Origin of the sequence: Entomobacter blattae (assembly GCF_014672835.1) — a bacterium.
Lineage (GTDB): Bacteria > Pseudomonadota > Alphaproteobacteria > Acetobacterales > Acetobacteraceae > Entomobacter > Entomobacter blattae.
This window is the reverse complement of the sequence record NZ_CP060244.1, coordinates 740,970-761,940: the sequence shown is the minus strand read 5'-3', so window position 1 is coordinate 761,940 and position 20,971 is coordinate 740,970. Positions and strand designations below refer to the sequence as shown.

Sequence of the window (20,971 nt, the reverse complement as noted above, 5' to 3'; positions counted from 1 at the left end):
TTTCACGACGAGGACCATGCCATGACCATGACAATGGATTCATTTCAAGACGCTCTTCTTCAAGCCTGTATGGACTGTGCTGCCAAAACAGGCTGGTCCCGGATGACCCTCGCTCAAGCTGCCAAACAGGCGGGTTATCCTATCGAACAAGCTCGCCAGGCCTTCCCCTCTAAAGCCCATATCCTGCTGTCCTTAAACGCCCAGGCCGACCAAGCTGCCCTTCAGCAAGCGCAGGAAGACGAAACCACCCCCAGAGAAAAACTCTTTGACCTGCTGATGAGCCGTTTTGATGTTCTGCAACGCTATCGCCCTGGTATTAAGGCGCTCATGTATACCCTCCCCTTTAACCCCTGCCTGAGCTTATGGAGTGGAGCCCACATTGCCCTGAGTATGAAATGGATGGCAGAGGCTGCACAAATCGATACTTCTGGGCTAAAAGGGCATACCTTTGTCAAGGGCCTTATTGCCGTGTGGTTTTATACCCTCCGTATTTGGGCGCAGGATAAAACCGATGATCTCTCCAAAACAATGGCCGCCTTAGACTCTGCTTTAGGACGATTGGTTAAATTTCCATTTTTAATCTTGGAAAAGCCTCCCCTTTCTGCAAAAAAATCTTCTTCTTAGTGGACTATTGGCGCATTTTTAGCGTTTTCCCTCTTTACTGAAAAAACAATTACCCTTATTAGGTAATCTACTTTAACGAACTATCTTTGCTGCGTTCAGCAAACAATTGGGATGTAGCCAAGCGGTAAGGCAGCGGATTTTGATTCCGCCATGCGGAGGTTCGAATCCTCCCATCCCAGCCATTATCTTTTGGTATACCGCGTGTTAGCCCCAACAGCTTTTTCGCTGACCTCCTTTGAAAATGAAAAAAAACGCCTCTTTGGCCCTGATATCGCACGCTCCATTGCCATCATAATGGTTCTGGTCAGTCATATAAGTGATTTTAGCTCCATATGGTTTAAAACCCCTTTTCCCGTGGGGCTTATTGTGTTGGGAGAGTTTGGCGTAACGCTGTTTTTTACCCTCAGCGGTTTTCTGATTGGTACTATCGTTATTAACCTTGTTGAACAGAACGCCTCTGCCAAGCAATGGGGGATTTTCTGGGTAAGGCGATGGGGCAGAACGCTACCAGCCTATTTTTTCTGGATAGGGGTTTTGGCATTTCTCTCCTACTGGCTGAATCTGATTAACCCCTGGAGCAACTTAAAACATTATCTCCTCTATTATCTCACCCTTACCCAAAACTTGGCTTGGCCTATGGTAACGTTCTGGTTTGCCGTTTCGTGGTCCCTCACAGTGGAGGAATGGTTCTATATAAGCTTTCCTGCCCTTCTTTTGGCCTTATCCTTCATAAAAATCAGACCAGGCCAAAGGTTTGCAATCACCTTTGGGGTCTTCTTTATCCTACCAGTTGTTTTTCGTATCATGGTGCCCCCCACCGCCAATTGGGACCAAGCCGTTAAAAATGTGGTCATTAACAGGCTCGATGCTATTACCTATGGAGCCTCTACTGCATGGTTTTGGTATTTTTATTCCCATAAGCTTAAAAAAGCTGCACCTTTCTTATGCGCTATCGGAGTGTTTGGAACCCTCTATATCATTTCCATCCTCTACTATCCTGCTCTTAAATTTTGGCCAGAACGCGTTCATAAAATTTTTATCTTTAATTTTATCAGCCTCAATTATGCTCTCTGTATGCCCTTTCTTATAACCATCCAAACCGTTAACCCTCTCCTCCAACGGCTTACCCTTCTCGTCAGTAACCATAGTTACAGCCTTTATATCGTGCATTATTCTGTTCTCTATACGGCCCACACCCTGATTGAACGACAAAGCCTGACCCCTATGGAAGGTTTAACACTCTCTGTGGCCATAATAATTCTGCTCTCCTGGTTTATCTGGCGTTATATTGAACTTCCCCTTTTGAAATATCGCCCTAAGCAGACAATCATTGCAAAACTCTAAACAACCCCAGCCACTCTTAGCCATAATCCTTTACAAAAAGTATAAAAAGTCTAACCATAAAGAGTATTTTTCTAAGAACGATTCTCCAAAAATCCCCATTAGTTAAGAGCGTCTATGTCTAAAATGACTCGATCCGTTTGCCTTTTTGCCCATTACGATCCCACTCCCGATATTGCTCCGCATGTTGTCCATTATCTCAAGCAGCTCACACTCTGCGGCCTAGACATTCACCTGGCCTTTTCCGGCCATGACTCTGTTCCAGCCCATGTCCAGAAATTATGCGACGAATTGGGAATAAAGATTTACCCACGCCCCAACAGGGGAATGGATTTTGGTGCGTGGCAATATCTGATCCAGCAAGGATGCCTTGAAAAAGCTGAAACAATCCTTTTTACGAATGATAGTATTTTTGGACCATTCTATCCGCTACAGCCTTTGTTTTCTACCATGCAAAATCTGGGTCGCGATATATGGGGTATGGTCGAATCTTATGAGATGACCTGGCATTTACAATCCTGGTTCTTATGTTTTAAACGAAAAGCCTTTGATCACCCAACTATTCAGAGGGTTTTTACCCTCCCTTTTCATGAAATGAGCAAAGCTGAAATTATCCACCATGGCGAATTGGGCTTAGGCGTGGCTATCCAGGCAGCTGGCCTAACCTGTGCCAGTTGCTGGTATGCTAACAGGCGTGGATTAAGAAAAATTATTTCCCTCAACCCCATGATTATCAACTGGCTGTCTGTCATAAAATCGCATTACGTACCCTTTATTAAAGTGGAACTTATTCGCGATAATCCTGTGCAGCTTTTTTGGCATTATCGTTGGCGCAAAATTGTCGCCAGTTATGCGCCTTTCTTTAACCCACAATGGGTAGATCTGTACCTTAAAAAAAGGGGAAGCAAGCCGCTTCCCCCCAAAGTTAATCTTTTTCGCATTATTTATTTTCTTCTCCTATGCCGAAATAAAGGCACTATTATACAAGCTCTTTTCCATACTCTTCTTCAGAGGAAATAGAAGGGTGCTGCTTTGCAGCATGCTGTAAAACAGTAAATGTTTCCTCGGCTTGCTGTTTATAAGTCGCGATTCTATCCTTGTGAGGGTTATGATAATTGGTAAAGCACTCTGGTTTCTTCAGGAGTGCCTGTACTGCCTCCTGCAAGGTTGTTTTTTTCCCATCAATGGGGATAAGAGTACCGTTAACGCCATCGATAATGTCTTCCGCCTGGCCTCCAGGAGAAGTTGAAATAACCCAGATATCACGCACTAACGCTTCCCGGACTGTTAACCCATAACTCTCTTTCCACTGTGATGGAAAGAGCAACACATCTATATGATTATAGAAATCATCCATTGTATTTTGGTTATAGGCAGGAACAATCACAACGTTCTCCTTATTCTTCCAACCGGAGACGTTGATAGAGGAATATCCAAGATTTACCTTATTATCGACCAAGAATAACTTCCATCCCCCATCAGGGATATCCTGAAAAACCCGCTCTATGAGTGGAAACCCTTTAATAACTTCATTTCCTCCCACATACCCAAATCGTATAGGGGTACCCGCTTTCCGTGCTGTTCGGAGGGTTTTTGGCAAAGGTACGCCATTTTTAATGACTTGCAAGCCGTTATTCTGGCCTACCCCATTAGCTTTATAGAGCTCTGCATGAGAAGCACTTGGAGAGATCAAACATGCTGCTGAATCCATAACCTGCCGAAGAATATTTCTTCTTTCCTGCAAATGCCGCGCAGCCGGAACACACAACTGGCAAACTTTTACATCTACCCTTTTCTGGAAGCAATAACTGCCTGCTGAATCCACCATAAACTGCCGCTCACACAGCCACCAAGCATCATGCAATGTTAAAACATAGGGGATCCCAAGCCTGCGACATTGCCGTAACATGGCAATACCAAGCCCTTGTATAGAATGAACATGGACAACATCTGGCCTATAAGCTTTAAGGAACATCGTAAATTGTTCACCAGCCATTTCATTGTTCAATCCACTCAAACCACCATGATTATCAGTCAGCGGTAAAGCAACAACCATAACCCCATTATCCAGGGTATAGCGAATCATCCCATCATAGGCTTGGCCATCCTTGGCTTTTGAGGTAAAGACCGCAACTTCTACATTCGGCTCCTTGACTAAAAAATTATTCACCGCTTCAGCAACAAAGGTTGCCCCACCAAAAGAGCGTGGCTCATAATAAATATTAACAGACATGACACGAAAAGGTCGAGATTTTGGTTTTTCAGGTAAGGGGAATACCGGCTTAACCTGTTGCTCGGCAATGGCTTTTTGGGAATAGCGTCCATCAACTGTTTCTTGGGCCTTTTCCCCCATTGAACGTCTAAGTTCGGCGTCATTTACCAACAGGGTTAAGGCCTTAACCCACTCCGAATGACTTTGGGCCAAAAAGCCATTCTCACCCTGCCTAATAATCTGACTAAAAGGCTGACGGGGAGAGCACACTGATGGAATAGAAAAAACAGAAGCTTCAATATATTTTATATTACTCTTACATTCGTTAAAAAGCGTTTCCTCTAGGGGAGCAATAGCAATATCGCTTCGGGAAAAAATATTGAGATATTCCGAATAGACCTTACTCTCAATATATTCTACCTGGTCTTTCAAGTCGTCAAAAATATCAGGAAGGCCTAATTCTCCCACAATGCGTAAGAGCACTTTGGGGTTCTTTTTCATCACTTCTGCTAAAGCCGGTGCAGCCGTAAGAAAATCTGCATTATGTGTTTTTGTGCCGGACCCATAAGTGATAACAACATGGTCTTTATATTTTTCAGCATAAACCCGATTCTGTGGGGAATGGGGATCTGCTCTATATTGTTTAATATCGGCAACAATATCGAGTGTTTCCTGGTCAATCGCATTCTCAATGACATCGACCTGTTCAATGCCCTTATCTCTCATCGCTTGAGCCAAAGCTTCAGTAGAAGCAATGGCGCGGTCACAGGCTTTTAAACAAGCAAGGAATTTCTCGACTCCAAAAAACAATAACCTATATTCTTCCTGAGAAAGATGGGCGATATTGCTATTCTCTTTATAGGCCTCTCGATCAAAAATCAGGTCATCCACTTCCCAAAAAGGCTTAAGCCCTAAACGTTTTGCCTCTTTTACCATATCTAAAGCATTATCGAATCCTGGCACTCGATAAAAAATAACTTGCGTACAAAACTGAAGGGCAGACTGAACTTCCTGCGTTTCACGCCAGTCTATCACCCGGCATTCCCACCCAAGACTTTCGAGATATTCCTTTTTTTGCCATACTCTATATTTGGCACATTGGCGCAATGTAAGCTCTGCTACAATGAGAACAGAAGGACAAAAAATCTCTTCAGCCACATGTGTTTGGGGGGCTCTGTAATATTCTTTTTTAACACCAGCGGATCTCGGTTCGCCCTGTGAAGGCACTTTAGGGGGGAACAATCGTGATGTTACCCGCTCGTAGATTCTCCTTCTAAAATCTGGTTGTCTGATCCGAAGAAGCCTATGACGAAAAATGTTTAAATACACTCTCAAAACATCTCGTCGTCCATCCATGGCAACCCTTATCAGTCTTAACGGCAGAGTAACTTTCCACGAAAGAGAATTTTGGACCTGATGCATCTGATGTAAAAGTCGATCCCGCTCTGCTTCCAGACCTCTAATCTGCTTATCCTGAATCATCAAGCTCGAGCGATAGCTTTCAAGAATGCTATCTTTATCCTTTTCAAGATCACTCTGATTTTTCATTAAAGGTTGATTCATTCGGCGGCACCATTCATATAATTTCTCTTTTTCTAAATCCTTCTTTCTTTTAACCTGTGGAACATTTCAATAACAAGAGCCTTTTTTCTTTAAAAAAAATTCCCTCACCTCAAATAAAAAACCAGACACATTGCTGTGCCTGGTTTTTATAGTAATCCTGAGTAATCGGAATACTGAGTAATAGGAGAAAGAAATATTAGCCCAGTTTGAAGTCGTTAACTGACAGATTATCAACACCAGTAAAGGTAATTTTGGTGTTATCGGACAGAACAATGGTTTTCCCTTGAGAAGTATTCTGAGCACTATCAAGGATAGACTGCAGAGTTTCATTGGTCAGATTGTAGTTGTAAAGCTCAATTTTGTTCCCAGAAGAAGCGCTAAAGTCTGTGATAACATCATTACCACCACCGCTGCCATTCTGGAACATATAGTGGTTATCACCCAGACCACCGGTAAAGGTTGCATTAGCTGTGCCACCAACAAAGGTATCATCGCTGTTACTACCAACAACGCTGAGGTTACCATTTCTAGTTGCATAAACCACAAGCGCATTGCTTGAAGAAGAACCATCAAGGGTTTCATTACCATCACTTGCAGTAAAGAAGCTCTTGGTAGGATCACCGGTGACATTGTATTTCAAGTTCAGGCCTGCTGCACCGAAGATGGTGGAATTTGCAGCTGTTACTGTAGAGTTACTGGTTCCGTTATAGAATGTCAGGCTGCCTGTGCTTGTAATGCTGTTACCAAAGCCCTGGATAACGCTGAGCTCACTGCTGGTAGCAGAAACGGTAGAGTTTGTGCCCCCGCTCACTGTGCTTGAGGCGCCGATAAGGCTTGCTGTGCCTTGATCACCAAGACTAATGAAGCTGTGACCTGCAACAGAGATAGAGTTTCCAGATCCAATATCAACAATGTTTGAGTTACTGCTTGTGTTAACAACAGAGTTGCTTCCAACCAAAGTAACTTGCTGACTGTAACCAGCATCAAGATTCTCTACCCCAGCATAAGGACCAACAATTGTATCGCTACCTTGAGAATAAACAGAGTTGGAGCTCAGACCCAGATAAAGTGTGCTCTTACCGTTTAAAGCTGTAACGATTTGATAGGTTCCAGCCGAACCACTTTCCTGGCTACCATAGAAGTTCAGCGAACCACCAGCGCCAATGATTGTGCCGTTCTCATAATGGGCATAGTAAGTAACGTTAGAAGCACTACCAGCCAAAACCTGAAGTTCGGTATTCTGCTCACCACCCGCAACAACAGTAACAGGCTGAGTAAGCACCTCATCGGTAGAATTTGCAGAAGAAGGAATAATTGCTGTACCAGCACCTGCACCAGCAACAGAAGAACCAGAATTGAGTTTACCTATAACCAGGTCTGTGTAGTGGCTATTAACAAAGTATAGACTACCCTCTGTAATAGCACCGTAATTGCTTGATGCGCTTGTTGTCAGCCCTCCATCTTGGCTAACCAAACCGTGTACAGCTTTGGTTGTATCTGTAGTAGAATAAATATCAAGCAGTCTTTGTGCAAAAGCGTCTGCCTGTCTTTCTGAATAGCTCCCATCCACAGTTACTGTTAGATGGGTATCGCCTGTAGCGCCTAGGACCGTTACAATGGCCATTACTAACCTTCTCCTATTTTTATTTAACCACTATTTTGTTGTTTTTTATAATGTCAATTAAACGCTTAGCACAAACCAAACTTTAAAAACAAGTATTATTTCGTTTTCTTATCGTTCTTTAAATACTCGCTGTGATTTGCTTATAAGCACCATTTTTCACTTGTTTTTATATTACTGCAGGAATAAGACATTTTAATGTTTTTTCTTTATTTTTTTAGGCGTGCCAGAGAAACCTCGTTTCCGCTTAAAGCCAGGCTTATCCCTAGCCAGCCTTTCCAAAACCTGCTAGTATTTCTCAAGCCTTTATCTAGGCTTTATATCCCATAACTAGGTTTTTAGAAGGCTATGTAAAATAGTGGATAAGCTTAGCACGTAAAGAATGTTCATCTTTTATTAGAATGTTGGTGCCCTTGTATAATATTCCCTGAAATATTATCAAGCTTATTCCAGTGTCAGAAGTTCAAAGTTAGAGCCTTTATATTCATGAGCCAAAACGTCTCTGTCGAACACTCTCCCATATTCCAGAATGTTCAGCAATTTTCTTATATTTTTGCCCCACCAAAGTCTTTATTCAGGGCTTCGCAAAAGATCAGCCCCCTGCATGTTTTTCTTTACTGGACGGTCAGCCAATTCCCGTTCTCCCAGATTGCTGTAAGTGAAGGCGAAAACCAGGACACCTTTTCTTTACTGCAAGAAGGGGTGGGATTGAAGTCTAGCCTGACCAGTTTCTGTGTCTTAAGGGAGACAGGTCCACATAAAAACACCTTACGCGCACGGCTTCCTGATTTTAAAGAGACCCTTTTTCTCCACAACACCTATTTTGCAGATTCACTAAAGGATTTCGTACAAGAATCCGAGCACGCTGACCTTTTGATTTTTGATCTGGAGAAAGACAATAGCTTCCAGGCCTATCTTTCAACCCTTGAAGAAAACCAACACTCTTTCCCAACTCAACCTCTTATAGCTCTCTTCAATATAGGTTCGCTTACACCTCCTGAGAAAGAGGCATTGTTGGCTTTTGCTGAGAAAAACCATTTTCTCATTTTTCCTTTTGATTCCAAAAGTAGCCTTTGGTTGCCAGCCCATAGCAAGCTAACACCCCTTAGAGATATTTTTGCCAGCGCGAACCAAGAAAAACTTGCCGTTAAACAGTTTTTTTCTTTTGTGGCCCAAAACTGGCAAAAAGATATTCTTGCAGTCCAAACTCTAGAATCTCATAAACAGAAAAAGCTACTCCCCGAGCGTTCTGCCTCTGAAAAGATGGAAGTGATCCAAAAGCTGCAAATCAACTTGCATAAAAGCGAAAAAAATACCGCTCTTTTTGCAGAACGACAAAAGGAAACTGCCGACAAGCTCGCAGCCTCCCAAGCGCATATCGAGACATTGCAGCACCATATTAGCCTGCTTCAACAAAACCTTAAGGCTTTATCGCACTCGAACCAAAAACTCCATCAACGTCTTGCTGAAGAGAGGAAAGAGAACGCCCAAACATCATGGGCCCTTACCCTCAAAACACTGCCAGAAGAATCCCAACCTCTTATTGCCCATCACGCCACCCTATCGAATACAAGTGCCTCTGGTGAGAAAAGCCAACCTCCAAAAGAAAAAAACAGGCCCATGGAATCGGTTTCTTCTCTTGAAGGCTCAGCCCAAGCTGAAGAAGTAAAACCAGAAGACGACCACAAAAACACAGAAAAGAGCAAATCAAAACCCTCTCCTTTTCTGCGAATTCCTTCTTGGACAAAGGTTTTCCAGCAGGCTTTTTCGCCTTCCTCCCACCAGAAAGATAGGATGAAAGATAGGGCGCAAGAGAATATTCAAGACACTCTTCAAAAAGAGCCCCACCAGCTCAACCCACAAATCGACCTTCCAGGAGGGCCCGAATCCGAAAATGGTACTCTTGTTGCTGTTGAAAATCCAACTTCTTCTGAACCTCCCTCTCAAAAAGAACAGCAGTCTAAGGAGACCTCAGCGCCAGAATCATCATCTCATTCCCTTTCTGGAGATTCTCTTTCTGAAGAAAATGAAAATATTTCCAGCTCTGAGGATTCTACAGCTCTCTTAACACTTGAACGTGAAATCGGTCGCGATGACACGCCTTCCAACCTTGAAGAAGACCTGCTTTTGGAAGTGATCGATCCAGAAGTTCTCCTTCCTCCCACTCTGCGTGAACACGAAAAAGGCAAAATCCAAAATGTTCTCTTCGTTGCTGGAGAGCCCCATACACCGGGTGTACTTTATAGATGTTACCGCAACGCTGAAGCGTGCCGGTTAGCAGGGTTAGATGCTCAGGTCGCTAACCTGGCGGACATCAACCCCGATCATATCACCTGGGCAGACTGCTTAATTGTTTGGCGGGCAGAATTTAGCGGCCATGTGGATATTATGATCCACCTTGCCCATGAAAAAGGTATTCCTGTTATTTTCGATGCGGACGATATTGTCTTTAAACCAGAACTCGCCCGTATTGACATTATTGACGGTATTAGAACCATAGGGTCAACAGAATACCATACCGAACAATTCTTTACCAATGTGCGCCGAACCTTGGTACGCTCCGACTATGGAATAGCCTCAACACCAGAACTTGCTCAGCAAATGTCTGAAGCAATTCCGCCAGTACAGGTGATGCGCAACATTTATGACAGGACAATGCTGACTTTTGCCCGCCGGTGTGTACGCCAAAGACAGCTTCTCGCCTCTGATGGGTTGATACGCATTGGCTATACAAGTGGAACCAGAACCCATCAGAAAGACTTCCTCGTAGCCCTTCCTGCCCTAATAAAGGTTCTGCGTCAGCGTCCTGAAGTGCGGCTTGTGCTGTTTCGTGAGTCTGGAAACAAACGCCCTATCCTCATTATGGAAGAATTCCCTGAACTTCTGGAATTATCCAGCCAAGTGGAATGGCGAGATACCGTACCACTTGAAGAACTCTCCTATGAGTTTAGCCGGTTTGATATCTCCATCGCACCGCTAGAAGTCGATAATATTTTCTGTAATGCCAAGAGTGAAATCAAATTTACCGAAGCAGCCCTTGCCAATGTCTGTTCCGTTGTCTCACCCACAGGGCCGTTCAAAAGGCTGGTTATCCATGGGAAAACAGGCTTCCTTGCGACAACCCCAGAAGAATGGGAACACTATCTGCTTGAATTGATTGATAATCCTGACCTCCGCCAAAAAATGGCTCAGGCCGCTTATCATTCTGTATTGTGGAACTTTGGCCCCGAACGGCAGGGTAAACAATTTAAAGTATTCCTTGATAGTATTTCCAAAACCTCTACCGCCACCGAATCCATGGAGCTTTTAATCAAAAGAGGGCCGTATAGCCAAGGCATTGTACCTGTTGTCCCTGAAAGCACCATTCTTTATGCCAGAGATATGCTGGAAAGCGCAGAGGTTAGTGTTGTTATTACCTCTTACAACTATGCCCATTGCATTAAAGAAGCCTTGGACTCCGTCTATCAACAAGATCTTTCTGTAATAGACCTTATCGTGGTTGATGATGGCTCTTCTGATTCCTCTCAAGAACTACTAGTCAATTGGGCGCAAGACCATGCCAACCGCTTTAACCGGTTATATATTCTCCAAAGCCAGAAAAATAGTGGCTTAGGAGGAGCCCGAAATATTGGGATTGCCGCAACCGAAACCCCTTATATCATGCAACTTGATGCTGATAACCGGCTTCTCCCAGCGGCCTGCTCTACCTTGCTCAAAACCCTTAAAGACAATCCGCTTGCTGCTTTTGCCTACCCCCTTATTCAACCTTTTGGAGAAAAATCTAACCTCATGGGGGAAAGACCTCAAGGTGAACCTCCCTACTACCCGCTCTCTCTTGTCCGTGGAAATTATATAGATGCCATGGCCATGATTACTCGTTGGGGGTGGGCTGCAGCGGGCGGTTACTATGTCAATCGGGAAGCCATGGGATGGGAAGATTTTGACTTATGGTGTACATTTGCAGAAATGGGTCTATATGGTGTGCAAGCTAAAACTATTCTAGCCGAATACCGAGTCCATCATACTTCTATGACCAACACCCTCACCGAGCAAAACACCCATAAACCCAAAGTGGTTGAATTTGTAGAAAATCGCCACCCTTGGGTTAAAATCCTTGCCCGAGAGGGATTACATCGCCACTAATCCCACCTCTTTTAAAAGCTTAGACTACCGCTTGCCCATGAGTCAGCACTAGCACCTTTTAAGGAGCTTAGATCACTGCTGACCTTTCGGGAAGCCCTTGTGGGATTCACATTAAAACACTATTCTTGACCTACCTTCTTTTCCTTTCAGTCTAAAGTGCCCTTATCTATAGTAGATAACATGGATTGCTTCCCTAAAAATGTTCCCGTTTGCCGACGGGAACTATTTTTAAAACTTTTACTAAACTTCTTTAGAACTCTTTTACGAAAGCTCTTAATATGGAAGATACTAAACTTTTCTTTTGTATTCAATATAAAAATTTTGTTATCGGCAATTTTTTATAAAGAAAAGTGTTGTGACCAATACTTTAGCTAACCGCCTTAAAAAAGCTTTACAGCGCGGTGGGGGGTATAGCTCTGTAGCAAAGGCCGCTGGGATATCTCAAACTTCCCTGAATAACTACCTGAGCGGAAAGGGAGAAATGAAGGTCAGTATTGCTTCAAAACTGGCTAAAGCATGTAACATTTCTCTTGAATGGCTTATTGATGGTGTGGGCAATATGGAAGCCGGTAGTAGCCCCTCTATTAGCTCTAAAGAGGTCATTTCTATCCCTATCTACGACGTTACTATTTCTGCTGACCACGGCGTTGAGCCCATTTCCCAAGATGTAAAAGACCTGGTTGTTTTACCGAAAAAACTCCTACTAGATTACAGCTCCATTAACTGGAAACACGTTATTGCTGTGACCGTTAGCGGGGATAGCATGTTCCCCACACTCCATGATGGCGATACAATTTTAGTTCAAACAGATATTGATGAACTTGTAAGCGGTGCCATTTACGTTGTAAGAGTTGAAAATGAATTACTGGTTAAACGATTAAGGCGGTTGGTCAATGGGAATATACAGGTGATAAGTGATAACACGCTTTATCCCCCAGAAGAGTTAAACGCAAAACAACTGCAGGCAATGATAGAAGGTGGGGGAAGCCCAGTTCAAATAATCGGTAAAGTCATCTGGCGTTCAGGCCATATGGGTAATTAAATAAAAGAGTGGGTTAACAATTTAATCCCTCAAAACTGTGCATAGTTCTGTAGATAAAATATGAATAAAAATGAAGGCAGTAATCTAATAGGTAAAAAACTGACTTCACACTCTTTTTTATCCATAGAGCTGTTTATCCATAAGTCTGTGAGTGAATTAAAATACCCTATATATTTCAATTACTTACGTTAAAAGATTCATAAATAATTCAACTTCATACTCTTTTTGGCACCAAACCAAATAAAAAGGGCACACTAAATGCCCAAAACCCCTTGATCGAACGCCACTCGAAGGTTATTCGAATAAAAAGAGCTTTGTTCCAAGAAATTAACAAAATCCCCTAAAAACCCCACTTTGTTGCTGACACAAAATGGTCAAACCAAAAAGCCTCATTTTTTATCCACACCCTACCTAAACCCCGTAGTAAACCGCCAACTATTGTCCCGTCATATCCCCGACCTTCCCACATAATCTCGTCTATTTTTTAGTTCCATTCTATGGGTCAATTTACACTGAGGAAAGGAAAAGCAGGGGGGGGGAACTCTCTTCTAAAAGCATCAAACCGATCGGCAAACCAAGTCGTCAGGTGATTGTTAATGAAGTAATCAGCTCCAGCGGTAGGAAGAGCAATGTTCAAGACCTATAGCCGTTGCAAACACGACCTTCAGACCTTCAGACATTCAAATACCCCCTACGGGCAACACCGCTAAGGCCTGTATCTTGCGTAACAGCAATCCCTCACAACATACAATTCCCCATACGGGTCTGTAACAGTAACAGTCCAGGAATTTATCAGGTTCTTGATATTCTAGAGCCTGATAAGGTGACTGAATTTTTCTGTTCCTAATGGGTTATTGATTTGTGGGAATATTACGTTCAATCTCTGCAAGCCATATACGGGCATTCCCATCTGAAGGCGCCCGCCAATCTCCCCGTGGGGAGAGGGCTCCGCCAGCTATAATTTTCGGACCATTAGGTAATGCAGAACGCTTAAATTGACTAAAACCAAAAAAACGCCTTACAAACACCACAAGCCATTGTCTGATTGTAGCAAGATCGTATTCTATTTTTTTCGCATCTGGATAGCCAGAGGGCCAATCCCCTTGAGTTTTATCGTGCCAGGCTATTTGCGCCAAAAAAGCAATTTTTGACGGAGAAAACCCATAACGGAGTGTATAAAAGAGGTTAAAATCCTGAAGAGCATATGGTCCTATCTTTTCTTCTGTACTTTGTAACGGTTGGTCTCCCCCGATAGGGAGCAGTTCGGGTGAAATTTCTGTTTCCAGAATGGAAAGTAATACCCTTCCTACATCCTGTGGAAAGTCTTGTGAAGAGACAACCCAACGAATAAGATGCTGAATAAGCGTTTTTGGCAAACCCGCATTCACCGCATAATGCGACATCTGATCCCCAACACCATATGTACACCACCCCAAGGCCAACTCGGAGAGGTCTCCAGTGCCAATGACCAACCCGTTAAACTGATTAGCAAGCCGAAATAAATAATCGGTTCTTAGCCCTGCTTGCACGTTCTCAAAAGTAATATCATAAACCGGCTTACCCTCGGCATAAGGGTGCTTTATTTCCTTAAGCATCAACTCTGCAGTGGGACGAATATCCAAAATATCAGCTGAAACCTGAAGAGAAGCCATCAAGGCCTGGGCATTTTCTAACGTGCCTGTACTAGTTCCAAACCCTGGCATAGTATAAGCCTTAATTTGCTGACGATCCCACCCCAACCTATCCGCTGCCTGAGCCATGACCAAAAGAGCCTGGGTGGAATCCAATCCACCAGAAACACCAATAACCATGGTACGAGCACCACTATTTTTCAATCGCTGAATAAGGGCTTCAACCTGAATGGTATAAGCTTCATAGCAATCTTGCTCCAGGCGCGCAGCCTCATTCGGCACAAAAGGAAAACGAGGGACAGCTCTTTTTAACCCAAAATCCTTATATTCTGGGGATAGGGTAAAAGATATCGTCCGAAAATCCTCATAAGCAACCGCATGAGCAATGCGGTTATGATCAAAAGTAACCATCTGCCGACGTTCTTGCTGAAGCAAGCCAAGGTCTATATCGGCCATCACCATGCTGGGCTGGGTAGGAAACCTGGTCCCAGAGGCAAGTTTGGTTCCATACTCAAAAATAGTGGCCTGCCCATCCCAGGCCACATCCGTGGTGGACTCACCCGCTCCCGCGGCAGAATAAACATACGCACAGATATTTTTAAGAGACTGTGACCGACAGAGCATATCTCTTACTTCTGCCTTGGCAACGGTAATATTGCTGGCAGAAGGGTTTGCTATAACCGTAGCGCCCGCCAGAGCAGAAAGTGTTCCTGGTGAGATCGGTACCCAAAGATCTTCACAAATCTCAATACCAAGAACCATGTCTGGCACATCATCGGCCTGAAACAGAAGGTCTATCCCGAAAGGTACCTCTTGGTGATTGATACGAACACTGGCCTTTTTAATACCCACCCCTGTTGCAAAATGCCGGCCTTCATAAAACTCCCGGTAATTGGGAAGGAAGGATTTTGGAACAACCCCTAAAATTCTTCCTCTGTGCAAGACAACGGCGCAATTATACAGGCCAACACCATACCGCAAGGGAGCGCCCACGACACAAACAGGTGTAAGGTCTACCGTAGCCTGCCGAATCGTCTCCAAGGCTTCTTCCACCCCTTTCAGTAAGGGCTCCTGAAACAGAAGGTCCTCAATAGAATACCCCGACACAACCAATTCGGGGAAAACACATAAAGCCACCCCTTCTTTTTGGGCTACATTCAGCTGTTCAACAATATGAACTGCATTCTCAGCAGGAGCTGCTAACGCTATAACAGGTGTGCAGGCGGCAACCCTTACAAAACCATGATTATAAAGAGAATTAAACTTCTTCACATTTCTACCGTTCATAAGGGTCTGTAACCTCTTTATCTCATACGAGGAGCAGGTATTTTTGGCTTTTGAAGCATATTTCTTCACCCAACAGAGAGAACATAATCAAGACATTTTTGCACAATACCCTCTTTATCCTTATATCTGGGAAAGACTGGCACTCTTGCCAATAGGTACCAGCCTCTGGCCTGGTATTTTTCTTGCTCTGCCATCCCGATTTTGTTGCCCCTATAGACATAATTGCTGCTTGTTTCAAAGTATTATTCTCTCTTAAAAATAAGAGAAACCATATTTGGGAGATCCACACACCATGAATATTGACCTAAGAGAAACCATTACCCGTAGAATGACTTTTTCATTGAAACCTCTCATCCCTTACGCCCTGTTTGTCGGCGGGGCGCTCTTATGGGGTGGTTTTGCAACCAACGCCCAAGAGGTTTCCCAAGAAGCCCCCCAAGAGATACCCCAAAATGCTCCTCCAATTTCTTCCAGCCAACAAGACCATCCGGCACTGCAACCTTCTCGTCCGTCAAACCTGGGGAAGAGAACTGAAGGAGCCGCTGAAGGAACCATGCAAAAAAAACCTCTTACCGATCAGGAGATCCTCTCCCAATCCCAATATCCTTCACGCCGACTACGTTATACACACCGCAGCTATCGCCATCAGCAAATCCCCTCCCATAAGCCCCATCTTCACAAGAAAACAACTACGGCCCCTTTACGGCCAGGAAAGAACTAAGGCTCTTTCCGATTCCCTCCCCACCGAAAAGAATGATAATGTTTACGAAGGAATAGACCTGAAATAAAACCAAAAAGACAAACTCCTACGGACAATAATAAATCAGCGAGGGTAACGGAAATAGGAAGACCAGGCAAAATATAGTCTGGGGCATCACAGGGTTTAACAGGCCTGGTAGGCATGGAAGCAAGGCGTTCTGCTATTGAGCCTTCCTTAAAAACAGGAGCCTGGCAGGCTGTTAATGGGCTTGGCCACCAATTTTGCTCAATTCCCGTATGCAAAAGGGCCAAGCCTACATTCACGGTCATAACAGCCCCCGCTGCCAGCATAATCCAGCTTCGTTTTTTAGCGGGAAGAAAAAACCCGATAATCCCCAAGATAATAATAACCCGATAAGGCCACCGCTCCATGAGGCACAAATCACACGGAGCAAGACCAAGAATATGCTCTAACACCCATGCCGTTAATAATGCAAAAACCCCTATTGCACATAACAGAATAAGCAAGACCCTATCATATCTAAAGATATTACCGTCTTTCATCTAATTCAGCCATAAAACTTTTCGCCCATGTGTGAGCGGTCGTAATGTCGATTGCGCGGCGAAGTTTTTGCCAACGTTTTTTTCTTTCCTCTTTTTTCATCGATAACGCCAAGGCCAAGGCATCGGCAATTTCGTCAGCATCATAGGGATTAACAATAATGGCCTCTTCAAGTTCCGGAGCCGCCCCCGCAAAACGTGATAAAATAAGACACCCTGGATCGTCCTCATCTTGAGCTGCAATATATTCTTTAGCTACCAAATTCATGCCGTCACGCAAAGGCGTAATAAGGGCTACATCACTCATACGATGCAGCCCCGCCAATATTGGGCGTGCGATAGAACGGGTTACATACTCGATTGGTGTCCATCCACTTTCAGTATAAATACCGTTAATTTGGCCTACCAATTCATCAACCCTTTTACGTAAAGCCTGATATTGTTGAACTTCGGTACGAGAGAGGGGAGCAATTTGCAAGAACACAACTTTGCCCAAATATTCAGGATAACGTTCCAAAAAGGCCGCATATCCCCGCAACCGTTCTGGGAGCCCTTTAGAGTAATCCAGCCTGTCCACCCCCATAATCAGGGCTCGACCACGTAGGTTAAGTTTTTCTTGCTGAATGTGGATATCCTTAAGGCTTTCTGCTGCCTGCTCAGCAAACTCCTCTGGATCGATCCCTATCGGAAATGGCTTGGCTCGCGGTTTCAGCCCCAATAATTCAAAAGCAGCATTGAGGTTATAGGCATCTTCTTCTGTCTGCACACCAATAACATCATAGGCCTGCATATCCATTAACAGCAGATCTGCCCCAGGCAAGGTAGAAAAAATGCCCCATGGCGGAAAAGGGATATGCAGAAAAAAACCGATTTTGTCTTTAATCCCCCCATCTCGTAAAGAGCGCCCCAGAGGAATAAGATGATAATCATGCACCCAGAGAACATCATTCTTTTGTAAGAGCGGCTTTAGCCGCTGAGCAAAAAGGGCATTGACTTCCAGATAACTTTTCCAATCTGAACGGGCATATTGCATAAGACCCGTACGGTAATGAAACAAGGGCCAAAGTATCCCATTGGAAAAGCCCGTATAAAATCCTTCATACTGTTTTTCTGTCAGATCGATTGTAGCAAAGGTCACTTTTTCTACCGTATCTGTATGTAAGGCAATATCGTCCCCTTCTTTAACCTGGTTGCCTGACCAGCCAAACCATAAACATCTCCGATCGCCTATGGCATCCCTTAAGCCAACAGCCAAACCACCGGCTGGATGAGCCATTTCCCCCGGTGAAGGAACCCGATTTGACACCAGAACCAAACGCTTTGTCATTTTTCTGCTCCTTCTACAAGGGATTTCAGCCATACTCTGACAGTGCCCGAATCTGGAAAATCATGCGGGATACGATACCCCACCCCCCCCAGAGCTTGTGCGGCTTTAATCCCATCTTCGTCGGTTATATCATCACCAATAAAAACGGGTTTTCTTCCCCGAAAAGGGGGCTGCTCCATTAAAGTATAAACCGCCTGCCCTTTATCTACGCCTTTGGGGCGGATCTCCCAGGCCATTTTTGCGGATTGCAATTCAAAACTATCAGGTTGGTGTCCAACCCACTCTTCTGCCATTTTATGCAACCTGTTCTCAAGCTCTGGCACCTTGCGAAAATGCAGAACAAATCCATTATTTTTTTTTTCCACAATCACCCCCTCATGGTGCTGTGCAAAATTTTCAGCTTCTTCCAGCCATCGTTGTGGAATGCTTGGCAGGCTGCCATTCTGGATAGGGCCTTCTGGGGAAAAACGAAGGGCTCCACCATGCTCGCCTGCCACAGCGTAAGGGATATGCGGAAGGAAGTGGTCTATCTGCCCTATGGGGCGGCCCGTTACCACGGCGAGGGCGTTGCCCAAAAGCCTCCGCAAAATCTGTAAGGTCTCCGTAAGGCCTCTTTCTACCTTTACGGAATCTGGGGTTGGGGCAATATCTACAAGGGTGCCATCAAAATCAAGAAAAAAAGCCGCTTCACCTAATAGAGGAATGTTGATTTGATTCCATGTATAATCTGACTTCATCGTCACATTACCACTCCCTATTCCCTATTCATTAGAGGGCAAATATTGCCACTCTCTTTATCAGTATGCGCCACAATTAGCACCCTGACCAGCCGTAATCACCCCATCATCAAGATTGTTATGGAGCGGCCGGATCGGGATTTTCCGCAGAAGGTTCCTGCGACAAAGAAGGGGCTGGCGCAGTGGTTGCAGGGGTTTGCTTTGAAACGCCTTCCATAGGCTCTTCCTCTGACATTGTTTTTTGGGGTGAGACCTCTGCTGAGGATTGCTCTGCCAGTAAAGTGGGGAAAGGTGCTACATCTTGCCCACTACACCCAATAAGCTGAACATTATAAATGGCATTCTGAAAGACAGACAGGGCAGGTTCCGCTTGAAACATCCAGGCATTAAAGGGAGATGTTTTGGTTTGCGTATCCTGAATAGAAAGAAAAACAGCAGCATCAGGCGGTAAGCCTTCGGGGCGCTTTATACAGCTTTTTGCTTCTATTTGTAATGTTTTATACGTTAAAGATTGCCCAACGGGCAAAGCCATCAGCTTGGTGCTATTTTCTATCCGATCCAGTATACGAATATTGGCTTCTGTTTTACCTTGCCAGCTCTCGGGAGAATAGTTTTTTATAGCCTCTACGGCGTTGCCCTTTTTCCCTTTTTTTTCACTTCCTATCTCTTTTTTCCCTACTGGCTTACTGGGGGAGGATTCGGGCGGTGCACTCTCTGGCTGTTCAGCGGCGAAAACAGGTGAAAAGCTCCCAAAAAAACACCCCAGTCCAGCGAATAACACACCACCCCATACCAGATATGACAGAGATTTTTTCACCCTTTGGGGCTCCTTAATTTTTCAACCATCTCCTGAATAATTGAACGCATGCCCTGCTCATCCACCCCCATGAGAATGGCATCTTCAAACATATCTTGCATCACTTGTTGAAGCTCTAAGTAATTCTCTTCCAGAAGTTTCACTTTATCCGTACAGTCAACCAAACTTCCATCTGGCCGCTTCCATACTGGTGTTTCCGCCTTCATGTTATTCCCATAAACGCTTATTTTAACGGCGCAAACGGCTTGGAAGTTCCTTCCAACGCCGGGATATGCCCAGGAGTCCCGCTAGAGTTGGGCTTCATCTGAAGGTGATGTTTCTCTTCCTCAGCTTTTTGCTTTGTTAAGGCTGTCATCGTTTCCGTAACACTGAAGAGAAACTTGCTCAGCAATTGCTGTAAACCAATGGAGCCTTGCGTATCTTTTATGCGCTCACCAAATTTGAGCATTCGGCTATCAGCTCCTGGGGTAAGAGCAATATATTTGCCCCCTAGAAGGCTATCACTGGTAATAATGGCTGCACTATCGACTGGCAATTTAATATCGGGGCGGACAACAAAATAAACACTGGCCTTATAATTACGCGGATTGACATTTTCATCCACCACGTGGCCAACGGTAATACCGGCCAATTTAATATCAGACCCTATGCCGAGGCCATCAATATGGTCAAACGATGCCCATAAAGGATAGCCCGTTTCGGTTTTTCGTCCTGTGCTGAATATGGCAAACCCAATCATCACCACCATGGCAATCAATACCACAATGCCTGCCAATAGCTCTACCAGGCTCCGTCCGCCCAAGGCCTGTACTGCTTTATTCATGACTTTTGCCCCCTAAGGGCTGCACCCCTATTTGCCACACTCAAGACTCCTCCCCATGGGGAGTCCAGGCTTGATAATCACTGGTAGAACGCTGGCGCCGCCCGCTGCGATAATCACTCCCTGAGGGGTGATAAGCCTCTGGTGTTCCGGTTAGGTTGGGCCGATAAGGCAGTTGCCATGGCTTACGGGCACTTTCTGGCAATGGGGCCTGATCCACATGATGCAGCCAATTCCACCACTCTGGTGGTACAGCAGAGGCATCTTCGCCCTTACGGTACATAACCCACCGCTCGTAACGCTTTTCGCCTCCACCCTGGCGCGTGGGCTTACGGGATTCATAATATCCACGGCCATCAGCATCCTTGCCGACAAGACGGCCATGGAAAAATGTGTAAAGGCGTGTTCCTATATTTGCCATGGTTTACTCAAGGCCTTTGCCAAACTGTTTTTACAACACACTATATGCACTACAAAACACTGTATGCATTACAAAATTCACTACAAATACCACTTCATCACAAATACAATCTTTGACAAACCTGT

The 20,971-nt window shown here is 44.5% G+C and carries 16 protein-coding genes and 1 tRNA gene; 7 read left to right on the top strand and 10 right to left on the bottom strand.

All coding sequences use genetic code 11. The annotated features are described in order from the left end of the window. The first annotated feature begins 27 nt into the window (after positions 1 to 27). The 4 genes from JGUZn3_RS03460 (at position 28) to JGUZn3_RS03445 (ending at position 2,985) form a co-directional block, all read left to right on the top strand. Complete coding sequence (locus JGUZn3_RS03460) at positions 28 to 624, top strand: ubiquinone biosynthesis protein COQ9 (protein WP_203414335.1); 597 nt, start codon at positions 28 to 30, stop codon at positions 622 to 624. Between the two features lie 107 nt (positions 625 to 731). Continuing rightward, positions 732 to 806 (top strand) — tRNA-Gln (locus JGUZn3_RS03455). Further along, positions 775 to 1,968, top strand: a complete 1,194-nt coding sequence (locus JGUZn3_RS03450; RefSeq protein ID WP_203414334.1) for an acyltransferase family protein — start codon at positions 775 to 777, stop codon at positions 1,966 to 1,968. Before JGUZn3_RS03455 ends, JGUZn3_RS03450 begins: the two co-directional genes overlap by 32 nt. A gap of 114 nt (positions 1,969 to 2,082) precedes the next feature. Continuing rightward, positions 2,083 to 2,985 (top strand): rhamnan synthesis F family protein, encoded by a 903-nt coding sequence (locus tag JGUZn3_RS03445; protein ID WP_203414333.1) that lies wholly within the window; start codon positions 2,083 to 2,085, stop codon positions 2,983 to 2,985. Here the strand turns inward: JGUZn3_RS03445 and JGUZn3_RS03440 are convergent. Then, positions 2,945 to 5,740 carry a glycosyltransferase gene (locus tag JGUZn3_RS03440; protein ID WP_203414332.1) on the bottom strand — a complete coding sequence of 932 codons (2,796 nt, stop codon included), beginning with the start codon at positions 5,738 to 5,740 and terminating at the stop codon, positions 2,945 to 2,947. The two genes, JGUZn3_RS03445 and JGUZn3_RS03440, sit on opposite strands and share 41 nt — an antisense overlap. A 196-nt stretch (positions 5,741 to 5,936) precedes the next feature. Then, positions 5,937 to 7,364, bottom strand: coding sequence for a calcium-binding protein (locus tag JGUZn3_RS03435; protein ID WP_203414331.1), 1,428 nt, complete (start codon positions 7,362 to 7,364; stop codon positions 5,937 to 5,939). 483 nt (positions 7,365 to 7,847) lie between these two features. Here JGUZn3_RS03435 and JGUZn3_RS03430 point away from each other — a divergent pair, with 483 nt between their 5' ends. Both JGUZn3_RS03430 and JGUZn3_RS03425 read left to right on the top strand, forming a co-directional pair. Next, on the top strand, positions 7,848 to 11,504 hold the full coding sequence (locus tag JGUZn3_RS03430; protein ID WP_203414330.1) for a glycosyltransferase: 3,657 nt from the start codon (positions 7,848 to 7,850) through the stop codon (positions 11,502 to 11,504). A gap of 355 nt (positions 11,505 to 11,859) precedes the next feature. Next, entirely contained in the window at positions 11,860 to 12,546 is a 687-nt protein-coding gene (locus JGUZn3_RS03425) for a LexA family transcriptional regulator (protein WP_203414329.1), read from the top strand. An 851-nt stretch (positions 12,547 to 13,397) separates the two neighbouring features. On the opposite strand, the gene JGUZn3_RS03420 is transcribed toward JGUZn3_RS03425, so the two are convergent. Continuing rightward, a complete protein-coding gene (locus JGUZn3_RS03420; protein WP_203414328.1) occupies positions 13,398 to 15,464 on the bottom strand; it encodes an NAD(+) synthase in 2,067 nt (688 codons plus the stop codon). Between the two features lie 274 nt (positions 15,465 to 15,738). Between JGUZn3_RS03420 and JGUZn3_RS03415 the strand changes: the two genes are divergently transcribed. Continuing rightward, on the top strand, positions 15,739 to 16,185 hold the full coding sequence (locus JGUZn3_RS03415; protein WP_203414327.1) for a hypothetical protein: 447 nt from the start codon (positions 15,739 to 15,741) through the stop codon (positions 16,183 to 16,185). On the opposite strand, the gene JGUZn3_RS03410 is transcribed toward JGUZn3_RS03415, so the two are convergent. The 7 genes from JGUZn3_RS03410 to JGUZn3_RS03380 form a co-directional block, all read right to left on the bottom strand. Then, complete coding sequence (locus JGUZn3_RS03410) at positions 16,182 to 16,727, bottom strand: disulfide bond formation protein B (RefSeq protein ID WP_203414326.1); 546 nt, start codon at positions 16,725 to 16,727, stop codon at positions 16,182 to 16,184. The genes JGUZn3_RS03415 and JGUZn3_RS03410 overlap by 4 nt on opposite strands. Then, complete coding sequence (locus JGUZn3_RS03405) at positions 16,714 to 18,051, bottom strand: alpha,alpha-trehalose-phosphate synthase (UDP-forming) (protein ID WP_203414325.1); 1,338 nt, start codon at positions 18,049 to 18,051, stop codon at positions 16,714 to 16,716. Before JGUZn3_RS03405 ends, JGUZn3_RS03410 begins: the two co-directional genes overlap by 14 nt. Next, positions 18,048 to 18,788, bottom strand: a complete 741-nt coding sequence (gene otsB, locus JGUZn3_RS03400; protein ID WP_203414782.1) for a trehalose-phosphatase — start codon at positions 18,786 to 18,788, stop codon at positions 18,048 to 18,050. The genes JGUZn3_RS03405 and otsB overlap by 4 nt, the downstream gene beginning before the upstream one ends. Before the next feature lie 118 nt (positions 18,789 to 18,906). Beyond that, on the bottom strand, positions 18,907 to 19,605 hold the full coding sequence (locus tag JGUZn3_RS03395; RefSeq protein ID WP_203414324.1) for a DUF2155 domain-containing protein: 699 nt from the start codon (positions 19,603 to 19,605) through the stop codon (positions 18,907 to 18,909). Continuing rightward, the gene (locus JGUZn3_RS03390) at positions 19,602 to 19,811 is read right to left on the bottom strand and encodes a hypothetical protein (RefSeq protein ID WP_203414323.1); all 210 of its coding nucleotides are present in this window, start codon (positions 19,809 to 19,811) and stop codon (positions 19,602 to 19,604) included. The genes JGUZn3_RS03395 and JGUZn3_RS03390 overlap by 4 nt, the downstream gene beginning before the upstream one ends. Before the next feature lie 17 nt (positions 19,812 to 19,828). Continuing rightward, positions 19,829 to 20,428 (bottom strand): outer membrane lipid asymmetry maintenance protein MlaD, encoded by a 600-nt coding sequence (gene mlaD, locus JGUZn3_RS03385; RefSeq protein WP_203414322.1) that lies wholly within the window; start codon positions 20,426 to 20,428, stop codon positions 19,829 to 19,831. A gap of 40 nt (positions 20,429 to 20,468) precedes the next feature. Next, positions 20,469 to 20,846, bottom strand: coding sequence for an NADH-ubiquinone oxidoreductase subunit NDUFA12 family protein (locus JGUZn3_RS03380; protein ID WP_203414321.1), 378 nt, complete (start codon positions 20,844 to 20,846; stop codon positions 20,469 to 20,471). Positions 20,847 to 20,971 lie beyond the last annotated feature (125 nt).

What these genes read in the sequence shown, in the direction of transcription:
- JGUZn3_RS03420 (WP_203414328.1), bottom strand. Translation starts at nt 15,464, where the DNA reads ATGAACGGTAGAAATGTGAAGAAGTTTAATTCTCTTTATAATCATGGT.
- JGUZn3_RS03445 (WP_203414333.1), top strand. Translation starts at nt 2,083, where the DNA reads ATGTCTAAAATGACTCGATCCGTTTGCCTTTTTGCCCATTACGATCCC.
- JGUZn3_RS03390 (WP_203414323.1), bottom strand. Translation starts at nt 19,811, where the DNA reads ATGAAGGCGGAAACACCAGTATGGAAGCGGCCAGATGGAAGTTTGGTT.
- JGUZn3_RS03410 (WP_203414326.1), bottom strand. Translation starts at nt 16,727, where the DNA reads ATGAAAGACGGTAATATCTTTAGATATGATAGGGTCTTGCTTATTCTG.
- JGUZn3_RS03435 (WP_203414331.1), bottom strand. Translation starts at nt 7,364, where the DNA reads ATGGCCATTGTAACGGTCCTAGGCGCTACAGGCGATACCCATCTAACA.
- otsB (WP_203414782.1), bottom strand. Translation starts at nt 18,788, where the DNA reads ATGAAGTCAGATTATACATGGAATCAAATCAACATTCCTCTATTAGGT.
- JGUZn3_RS03380 (WP_203414321.1), bottom strand. Translation starts at nt 20,846, where the DNA reads ATGGCAAATATAGGAACACGCCTTTACACATTTTTCCATGGCCGTCTT.
- JGUZn3_RS03430 (WP_203414330.1), top strand. Translation starts at nt 7,848, where the DNA reads ATGAGCCAAAACGTCTCTGTCGAACACTCTCCCATATTCCAGAATGTT.
- JGUZn3_RS03440 (WP_203414332.1), bottom strand. Translation starts at nt 5,740, where the DNA reads ATGAATCAACCTTTAATGAAAAATCAGAGTGATCTTGAAAAGGATAAA.
- JGUZn3_RS03460 (WP_203414335.1), top strand. Translation starts at nt 28, where the DNA reads ATGACAATGGATTCATTTCAAGACGCTCTTCTTCAAGCCTGTATGGAC.
- JGUZn3_RS03405 (WP_203414325.1), bottom strand. Translation starts at nt 18,051, where the DNA reads ATGACAAAGCGTTTGGTTCTGGTGTCAAATCGGGTTCCTTCACCGGGG.
- mlaD (WP_203414322.1), bottom strand. Translation starts at nt 20,428, where the DNA reads ATGAATAAAGCAGTACAGGCCTTGGGCGGACGGAGCCTGGTAGAGCTA.
- JGUZn3_RS03450 (WP_203414334.1), top strand. Translation starts at nt 775, where the DNA reads ATGCGGAGGTTCGAATCCTCCCATCCCAGCCATTATCTTTTGGTATAC.